9 protein-coding genes, 1 tRNA gene and 1 pseudogene are annotated in these 8,620 nt (G+C 46.5%); 5 read left to right on the forward strand and 6 right to left on the reverse strand.

The genetic code is table 11. From position 1 onward, the window contains the following. Positions 1-246: 246 nt before the first annotated feature. Positions 247-348: pseudogene (locus IM322_RS19850) on the reverse strand (orange carotenoid protein N-terminal domain-containing protein); the annotation flags it as partial. Between the two features lie 71 nt (positions 349-419). Here IM322_RS19850 and queG point away from each other — a divergent pair. Both queG and IM322_RS19860 read left to right on the forward strand, forming a co-directional pair. Beyond that, on the forward strand, positions 420-1,367 hold the full coding sequence (queG, locus tag IM322_RS19855) for a tRNA epoxyqueuosine(34) reductase QueG (protein ID WP_287673316.1): 948 nt from the start codon (positions 420-422) through the stop codon (positions 1,365-1,367). Next, positions 1,357-1,995, forward strand: coding sequence for an HAD-IA family hydrolase (locus tag IM322_RS19860; RefSeq protein WP_287673318.1), 639 nt, complete (start codon positions 1,357-1,359; stop codon positions 1,993-1,995). The genes queG and IM322_RS19860 overlap by 11 nt, the downstream gene beginning before the upstream one ends. Before the next feature lie 226 nt (positions 1,996-2,221). Here the strand turns inward: IM322_RS19860 and IM322_RS19865 are convergent. Further along, positions 2,222-2,307, reverse strand: a tRNA-Leu gene (locus IM322_RS19865). A 172-nt stretch (positions 2,308-2,479) separates the two neighbouring features. On the opposite strand from IM322_RS19865, the gene ndhL reads away from it, so the two are divergent. From ndhL to IM322_RS19880, 3 genes are all read left to right on the forward strand, one after another. Next, positions 2,480-2,719 carry an NAD(P)H-quinone oxidoreductase subunit L gene (ndhL, locus tag IM322_RS19870; RefSeq protein WP_002732218.1) on the forward strand — a complete coding sequence of 80 codons (240 nt, stop codon included), beginning with the start codon at positions 2,480-2,482 and terminating at the stop codon, positions 2,717-2,719. 20 nt (positions 2,720-2,739) lie between these two features. Then, positions 2,740-3,045, forward strand: a complete 306-nt coding sequence (locus tag IM322_RS19875) for a DUF3007 family protein (RefSeq protein WP_158199343.1) — start codon at positions 2,740-2,742, stop codon at positions 3,043-3,045. 222 nt (positions 3,046-3,267) lie between these two features. Further along, on the forward strand, positions 3,268-3,696 hold the full coding sequence (locus tag IM322_RS19880; protein ID WP_002795887.1) for an ATP-dependent zinc protease family protein: 429 nt from the start codon (positions 3,268-3,270) through the stop codon (positions 3,694-3,696). A 69-nt stretch (positions 3,697-3,765) separates the two neighbouring features. Here IM322_RS19880 and IM322_RS19885 read toward each other — a convergent pair whose 3' ends face one another. The 4 genes from IM322_RS19885 to IM322_RS19900 all read right to left on the reverse strand — a co-directional run. Continuing rightward, positions 3,766-5,193 carry a hypothetical protein gene (locus IM322_RS19885; protein WP_287673320.1) on the reverse strand — a complete coding sequence of 476 codons (1,428 nt, stop codon included), beginning with the start codon at positions 5,191-5,193 and terminating at the stop codon, positions 3,766-3,768. Between the two features lie 11 nt (positions 5,194-5,204). Next, positions 5,205-6,950 carry a R3H domain-containing nucleic acid-binding protein gene (locus tag IM322_RS19890; protein ID WP_502863297.1) on the reverse strand — a complete coding sequence of 582 codons (1,746 nt, stop codon included), beginning with the start codon at positions 6,948-6,950 and terminating at the stop codon, positions 5,205-5,207. 117 nt (positions 6,951-7,067) lie between these two features. After that, entirely contained in the window at positions 7,068-8,069 is a 1,002-nt protein-coding gene (gene ldpA / locus IM322_RS19895) for a circadian clock protein LdpA (protein WP_287673324.1), read from the reverse strand. Positions 8,070-8,364: 295 nt separating this feature from the next. Beyond that, positions 8,365-8,620 (reverse strand): hypothetical protein (locus tag IM322_RS19900; protein ID WP_287699230.1); only part of this gene is annotated, 256 nt, incomplete at its 5' end.

Consider the following 8,620-nt stretch of genomic DNA (forward strand, 5'->3'; position numbering starts at 1 on the left):
AAATCCTTATCTGGCAAGAGACTTAATTGATTAGTTCGCTCTAGATCAAAAATAATTGACAAAAATCGCCAAATGCCTTTCTATATAAGGGTTACATCCCTTATAACCCCCGTCCATTGCATAACACAAACCGAAGAACCATCATTTCGGCTAATTGATAAGCTAAACGGCGCTTAACCTGCATGATCCAATAGCTATAACCCTTTTGGAGTCTATATCGGTGATCCGAAGTAAAAGCCGTTTAGCTTACCAGAAAGCTAGTTTGGTGTTAAGACTGAGAATACCGTAGGAGCGAGTAATCGGATTGCTGACTTTTTTAACCAAATCGCGCATGGTTTCTAACTGTTCAGCCTGGGATTTGGCTCAATAAATTGATAATTGTAAATAATTGTTACAAATACTTGACTTAAGATATTTCTATGCTGACAGAAACACAAATCAAAGAAAAAGCGCTAGAGTTGGGCTTCCATGGGGTCGGTATTGCCTCTGTGGACAGCCAAGACTCGGCGGTATCCCATCTAAAAAGCTGGTTAGAGCGGGGTTATCACGCTGATATGGATTGGATGACTAACCCGAAACGACAGGATATCAAAACTCTTTGGCCAGAAGTGCGATCGCTAATTGGTCTCGCCCTTAACTACTACACCCCCCAGCAACACAGTCAAGAGCAAAACCATGGCAAAATTTCCCGTTATGCTTGGGGACGGGATTATCACAAAGTATTAAGTAAAAAATTAAAAGCCCTCAGTCAATGGTTAGAAAGTCAGGGGGAGCAAATTCAAACCCGTTACTATGTGGATACAGGACCGGTACAGGATAAAGTCTGGGCGCAAAGAGCAGGGATCGGCTGGATTGCCAAGAACGGTAATTTAATTACCCGCAATTACGGCAGTTGGGTGTTTTTAGCAGAAATATTAACTAATTTACCTTTAGAACCGGATCAACCCCATAGTGACCATTGTGGCACCTGTAGCCGTTGTTTAAGCGCTTGTCCGACCCAAGCAATAGTTAATCCCTATGTGGTGGATGCTAATCGCTGTATTGCATACCATACCATCGAAAATCGTGATGTAACTTTGCCTACAGAAATTGCCAAGAATTTACAAGGTTGGGTAGCTGGCTGCGATATCTGTCAAGATGTCTGTCCTTGGAATCAACGTTTTGCCCAAGTTACCGACGTGGAGGATTTTCAACCTCGTCCGGAAAACCTCTCGCCAAGGTTGGATGAATTAGCTAATCTAACTATAGAGGAGTGGGATCGTCGTTTCATCTCGTCGGCCTTGCGTCGAATCAAACCTCAGCAGTGGCGACGTAATGCCCAAGCTAATTTAGCTCATTCCCCTCACCCCGTACAAGATGACAATTAAAGTAGTAGTGTTCGATTTTGATGGTACTATCGCCGATACCCACGATACTTTCGTGGAGATTGTCAATCGTTTGGCTAAAAATTTCGGTTATCAACCCATCAACGAGGAAGATTTGGCCAGACTAAAAAACCTTAGTTCCCAAGAAATTATTAAACAATCCCAAGTTTCCCCCGTTAAAATCCCTTTTTTACTCTATCGAGTTAAACGGGAATTAAATAAACAAATTGAATGTCTGAAACCCTTCCATGGCTGGCATCACTGCCTCGTCACTCTTAAAGAAAGAGGCTATAGATTAGGAATAATAACTTCTAATACCAAGGAAAACGTCACCATCTTTTTAGCAAATAATCAACTCTTAAATTTATTTGATTTTATCTATTCGGGAACGCCCTTATTCGGCAAACACAAAATTATTGATCGCCTGATCCGACAAAATAAATTCTGCCCCGATGAAATGATTTATGTCGGCGATGAAACTAGAGATATTACTGCTGCCCAAAAAAGTCGAGTGCAAGTGGTGGCCGTCGCTTGGGGCTTTAATTCCCCTCAAATTCTCACTCAATTTAACCCCGATCATCTCATTCATCATCCCCTAGAATTATTGGATATTTTAGATAGGGCTGGCTGAAAAAGGGCTCTTCTGGTTTCTGTGTGGAAACGGGGTCTATACTGATAGTTTCTTCAGCAAAATAGTCCTAAAAGTCTTTCCCAGTAAACATTTCACGATTCTATAAGCAAAAATTATCACACAAAGTCGAGAAGATCCAAAAAGTTTTTCCTGGGGGCAGGGAAAGGCAGTTTGGGCATTTGTACTAAAATACCCAGTACTCAGTTTAAATATAGACTCCGATCGATGGGGGCAGAGAGACTCGAACTCTCACGAGCTTATAAGGCTCAACGGATTTTAAGTCCGTAGCGTCTACCATTCCGCCACGCCCCCGTTATTTAACCGACAATTTTTTATCATATCACAAATAATTTAATTAGCAAGAGTATTTTCAGTAAATTATTTTAGCCCGCCAATTCGATCGCCACAAAGGGGGAAAGAGGGGGTAAAATAATCAGCAGGTGAATTGCCGTTCACCGACAGCTATTGAGAAAAATCAATCCTTATGCAATCAATTCTGACGCAAGAAACCATTATCATCGCCCTGATCTACCTATCTCTCAGTGTCTTGTATTTGCTCGTCATTCCCGCCGTTATCTACTACTACCTCAATACGCGCTGGTATGTGGCATCTTCTTGGGAAAGAGGGTTTATGTACTTTCTGATGAGCTTTTTCTTCCCCGGGATGCTGTTGTTAAGTCCTTTCCTTAACTTCCGTCCCCAACGTCGTACCCTAAAAGCTTAAGTTATCAACCAAAAAAACCCATGAGACGCATCGATGTCATCGGGATTGGTATCGGGATGTTTGCTGTGGGCGGCATCCTCTACATTATCCTACAAAAAACCGGTTTAGATAGTGCTTCGGCGGGAATTTGGAGTCAAGCGGTGTTGGTGGGTGGTGTCATCGGTTGGATTTTTACCTATCTGTTTCGAGTTGCCACCGATAATATGACCTACGGCAAACAGCGCAAGGATTACGAAGATGCCGTCTTTAAAAAACGCCTGGAAGCGATGACTCCCGAAGAAATCGCCCAAATGCAGCGGGAGATTGAAGAAGAAAAAACTAAATAGGGCTGGCTGAATAAATCTAAAAACCTTGCTGGATAAGACTTTTAGACTTTTTTCCCCGCAAAAAGTGCCGGACCTGGGGTGATCGGGGGTAAAATTCAGGGACTTTTTCCCTGAAAATTAGGTAACTGACTACCTCAAAATCGGTAAAACCCTACACCCCAGACCCTACACCCTACACCCTGCCCCTAGGAAAAACTTTTTCAGCAGACCCTAAATAGACGGATGAAACCCGATAAAATCATCATCGGTTGGCGAGAATGGCTCGATTTACCTGATTTAGGCATTACCAAAATAAAGGCCAAGATTGATACAGGCGCTCGCTCCTCGGCCCTACACGCTTTTCATCTCCACCCTTTTCTGGATGGCGATCGCAATTGGCTGCGCTTTCAAGTTCATCCCTACCAAAAAGATAGTCACCACACTGTCACCACCACCGCAGAAATCCTCGAATGGCGACAGGTAAAAAATTCTGGGGGTCAAAGTCAACTACGTCCTGTTATTAGAACAAGTGTATTGCTTGGTGGTCGTCAATGGGCGATCGAATTAACCTTGACTAATCGCGATGTCATGGGTTTTCGGATGTTATTAGGACGAGAGGCGCTGAAAAAAGGCTTTCTTGTCCATCCGAATAAGTCTTTTTTACTGAGTTAAGTTATATTTAGGGTTTGCGGCAAAAAGTTTTTCGGTGGTGCCAGGGTGTTTAGATTTATTCAGCCAGCCCTAAGTAGCGGGTAAATCTTGGTATTCAGCCAAAGCATTTATAAAAAACAAGTCTCCCCAAATTAAACCCGTATCATAGATTTGGCTGGGTTGAATCGCGGCGGGATGATGATAACAACCATGACGCAATAAACTCATCTCTGGGGCGGTTTCATCGGGAAAATAGGCAAAAGAAGTCAAATTCAAGAGAGTATTATCGATCGCCTCTCGATAGGTTCCATAACTAGGATCGCTGCTGGGTAAAGCTTTTAATAAGCGAATCATCCCCGCCACAGCGATCGCCGCTGCCGAAGAATCCTTTTCCGTAGCGGCATTTTTTTGCAAGGCATAATCAAAGTCCCAGGGAGGAATAAAATCCCCAGCGCGTCTTTGTCCACCGGGCCAGCGATCGGGCAAATTTTCCAGATAATAATTAATGGCATCCTTGGCAATGGTTAACATTTCCGGATCGCCGGTGTAAATATAGGCCGTCGTGGCACTATAAATAAACCAAGCTTGACCCCGGGACCAAGTGCTATCATCGCGCCAGCCCTGTTTTCCCTCATTAAATAAGAAATTTCTATAGGTGGGAGAGTTGACATTTTGGTCAAAATACCCTCTTTGCCAAGTTCCCGTTTTACCCGGGCGACGATTAGCCCCAAAGGTGCGGCTAATGGTGCGGATGTGGGAAAGGGCCTTTTCTTGCCAATCTTTTGCCTCCTTGGGGTCAGGATTGTGGAGACTTGCCCAGAGCATTTGTTCTATATTGATCGTATGGTCGATAAAAACCTGCCAATGTTCTTGCTGATCGGTGCGATCAGCCTTGCGTAACCAGCCAAAAGTCCCGATATCGGTGTGAAAACTCCCTTTACCATCCTGAAAAGGTTGCGCTAGTTGTCTGGCCCCCCGTAAAGTTATCTCTAAAGCTGTCTGTTTTTCCTGGCCCTGTCCCGACTCAAACCAAGCAGCAAACACCAGCACATTATTGAGAGCGATGTCTTTGTTCTTCAAACTCGCTTCTTTTAAGGGATCGCTCCATTTTTTCGCGGCAGCTGCCCAAAATCCCGCATCCATAGGGTTTGATTCTAAGTCAGCAATTTTCCATAACAAAGCAGCAAAAGCCCCTGCCGCCCAAAAATCGGCTTTTTCTAACTTCCAAGTGCCGGGGGTGGGACTATTCCCCCTCCGTAGCCAATTGAAGAAATTAAAACCCGATGGCTCTGGATGGGTAAGATAGGGATAGAGAATTCCCCGACGGGCATAACTATCGAGATAGTCGATCGTGGTAGCTAGTTTAATCTTAGCCAGATCGAGACAGAGCTTAATTCTTGCAGCTAGGGGCATTTTGGCGCGCAATTCCGCCGCCGATTGGGGACGATGGATAATCCGGACGGCCACCGCACCGATCGCCGCCCCCGTACCCATAATAATTAGCGTGCGTCGCTTCAAATTCCCGACTCCTAAGCTGGATAGATACGAATACGGCGATTCGGTTCCTCTCCGAAGCTATCGGATTGGAGACGGTAATGCTCGACTAATTCGTGTTGCATTTTCCGCACTTTCGCCGATCGCGGCAGTAACTCCACCGGTTGGCCGGTAGGAATAACGATTTGTTCCACCGCTAACCGGGCCTCCTCCAAAGCTTCGATCTCGTCATCGCTGCCGCTGCGGGCAAATAAACGCAGATCTGCACCTTCCTGATTCATCGGGTCATCAATGCCCAAAATCCGCTTTAAACCCCGAGAAATTTGGGGCATGGTATTGGATTTGATGCCGTGGATGGGAATTTGTCTTACTTTGGCAATTTGCCGCAATTTTGACTGATTTTTAACGTGGGAACGCAAGGCCAGCACTGCGTCGGCCTCCTGTAAATCTTTGGTCAAAACGATCGGCAAATCTAGGGCCTGTACTACCTGTTCGATCGGGGCGCGACTGACTCCGTAGGGATAGACATAAACCGGCCAATCTTCGCCATTGGGACCGGGGACGCGGACTTTTTCCGTTTCCGGTTCTTCCTGCAGCCAGGATTGTTCGAGGAGGCGATCGAAATCGTTTTCCCGGTTGAGTGGGCCTGCACCAAAACGGTCCACGGGAGTCATTCGGCCATCGGCCCGCCATCCCTTGGGTTTATCCATTTCCGGCAGATAATTGCCGCGCAAAGGGGTCAACTTTTCCGGTTTTGGTTCTTCCTGAGTGACCTGTACTTTTCCCTCCTCATCTACCCAACGGATTTGAGCAATTGGTTCGCGGCCCCGCAGCAGTTGGTCGATAGTAGTGGATACGTCTTCGTGGATGACCCAGCGCTGACGTTCCAACATTTCGATGGCAATGTCAAAGGTGGGCGGTGCTTTGCGTTCTAAAACGGTCTTCTGAGAACCCCGGCGGCGCGCTTCTTCGTCTCCGAGAGTTACTGCCTGAATTCCCCCGACTAAATCCGATAAAGTCGGATTTTTAATTAAATTTTCCAATTGATTGCCGTGGGCGGTTCCCACTAACTGCACCCCGCGTTCGGCGATCGTACGGGCGGCCAGAGCTTCTAATTCCGTACCGATCTCATCGATCACGATCACCTCTGGCATATGGTTTTCCACCGCTTCGATCATGACTTGATGCTGCAATTCCGGACGGGCCACCTGCATCCGACGAGCGCGACCGATGGCCGGATGGGGAATATCTCCATCCCCGGCGATTTCGTTGGAGGTGTCGATAATCACTACCCGTTTATTGAGATCGTCGGCTAAAACTCGGGCAATTTCCCGGAGAGCGGTGGTTTTCCCTACCCCCGGACGACCGAGCAGCAGCAGGGATTTACCCGTTTCCACTAGGTCGTTAATCAGGGTGATCGTACCGAAAACGGCCCGACCGATACGACAGGTTAAACCGATAATTTCCCCGTCTCGATTGCGAATGGCACTGATGCGGTGCAGGGTGCGTTCAATCCCGGCGCGATTATCGCCGCTAAAACTGCCCACCCGGGCGATCGAATACTGGATTTCTTCTTTTGAGATCGGTTCGTCCCCCAGATCGATCGCCCCATCGGGAAAACGCGCTTCTGGTATGCGTCCCAAATCCATAACTACTTCGATCAGTTGATGCTGCCGCGGGTGTTCCTCGATTTTGCCGCGAATCCGCGCGGGTAGAATTGCCAAGAGTTTGTTTAAATCGTCGGTAACTGGCATCCGAGAGGAGGGTAGGGTTTCTGGCATTAATAATAAAGGGTTTTGGCGATAATTGGCTGTTTTTATTTCCCAGATTTTCTTGGGGTCTAACACATTTAGGGGTTAGTTGTCAATCAAAAAAATATTATAGTTTTTTGACCAAGGTTAGGCTTTTAATTGAGCAACGAGAATAGAAGCGGCTTTAACGGCTTCTTGGTAGGCTTGGGGGTCATTTTCAAGGTTAGGCTGGTCTAAATGCTCTAAAATTGGCAAAATCAATGAACGGGCGTAACTTCCATAGGCAATACCAGCGATTTTTTCTCTCAGTCCCAGTTGCTGTAATTTGGTCACGGTATGGTCATTGGTTCCCCCGGCTAACTGCACAAATCCGGCTAGATTGGTGGAAAGGACTTTTTTGGCCATGTTAATAGCCGGGTGGGTGGTTCCTTTGCCGATATCGCCGCTCATCGGTCGGCCGTCCGTCTGCCAAATCAGAGGACAGCTTAGGGGTGAAATAGTTTCTCGCAGATAGTGGAGGTAATCAATGATATATTCATGATCTTGGCAACTTATGGCGAGGATTTTTAGGTTTTTACTGACAGTTGCGAGCGCTGGCCAGAGTCGAGCAAATTCCTCTCCATGACCGACTTGGGTATGAATTTCGATCGCATCGACTCCCATTTCGATAATTAAGGGGATAATTTCTTGGGGTTGACAGACACGGGATTTTGTCTCGATTATTTGCCGGGGACAAACGGGTAAGCAGCGACCGCAACCATAACAGCGATGCTCAATCACTCCTCCCCTATCGATAGCATAAGCGGGACAGATTTTTTCGCAGGGACGGGGACAATCGACCGGACAGAGTTGCGGGTTAAAGATAGCTTTACGAAAGTGGGGATCTTCCCCGTCATTGAGACTGACCATTAACCAAGGTCGTCGATTGGGAGATAATCCAGCGATTTTTTCGGCGGTTTCGATGCCTTCTTTGGCCGCAACAATCACGGCTCGGTCGGCGGCCACATCAATACAATCGGCTCCGGCGATAGTATAGGTCAAAGCGAGGTTGCGAATCGTGGGCAAATCCTGGTAACTAGCTCCACAGATTAGCTTGAACCAGTGACCCGCAACTAAGGAACAGAAGGGAGAGGAGTTTTTATCTAGCACTTTTTTATCCTATCGCAGCCAGCCCCTAAACATCAGCCTTGTGCTGCTCTGATAGTAAATATTCTGACTAAAGACTAGAACTCTTGCATAATTAATTTTTGACGTTTCAAAAAGGGCAAAAATAAGGATTAAATGGCATAAAATCTGTAAATATACCATTTAATTGCTTATTATTCATTCTTAATTCTCCTGACTACTGACGACCAGCTACTGACTCCTAACCCCAACAACAATTTTTGATTTTTACAAGAGGTCTATTCTTCCTTTGGCATCAGTGTCTGTCCCGGGCTGCCCCTCACTTTTGCCAGTAAGCAGAGGCTAGAAGCCTATCCGACAGATATTGACATCCTCGCCGCCGTAAAACGGACGGCGATTCCTCACCACGCCACTTTTTTAGGGTGGTCGCTGAACGGGGTTGACGCTTCACGGGATGCTGCTTCTTTAACAGAAGTCTTACGCTTTCCGACCCGTCCATTTTGAGTGTCCGAATGCCGGACGGCCACTTTGAACAAGTCGAAAAAATCTCATGTTCCACCTTATTTCCTAGAAAG

The sequence above is a fragment of the Microcystis sp. M109S1 genome (genome assembly GCF_020247025.1).
Lineage (GTDB): Bacteria > Cyanobacteriota > Cyanobacteriia > Cyanobacteriales > Microcystaceae > Microcystis.

Bases quoted from the DNA above. Each gene is read 5' to 3' on its own strand.
- queG (WP_287673316.1), top strand. From the start codon at position 420: ATGCTGACAGAAACACAAATCAAAGAAAAAGCGCTAGAGTTGGGCTTC.
- IM322_RS19880 (WP_002795887.1), top strand. From the start codon at position 3,268: ATGAAACCCGATAAAATCATCATCGGTTGGCGAGAATGGCTCGATTTA.
- IM322_RS19875 (WP_158199343.1), top strand. From the start codon at position 2,740: ATGAGACGCATCGATGTCATCGGGATTGGTATCGGGATGTTTGCTGTG.
- ndhL (WP_002732218.1), top strand. From the start codon at position 2,480: ATGCAATCAATTCTGACGCAAGAAACCATTATCATCGCCCTGATCTAC.
- IM322_RS19890 (WP_502863297.1), bottom strand. From the start codon at position 6,950: ATGCCAGAAACCCTACCCTCCTCTCGGATGCCAGTTACCGACGATTTA.
- IM322_RS19860 (WP_287673318.1), top strand. From the start codon at position 1,357: ATGACAATTAAAGTAGTAGTGTTCGATTTTGATGGTACTATCGCCGAT.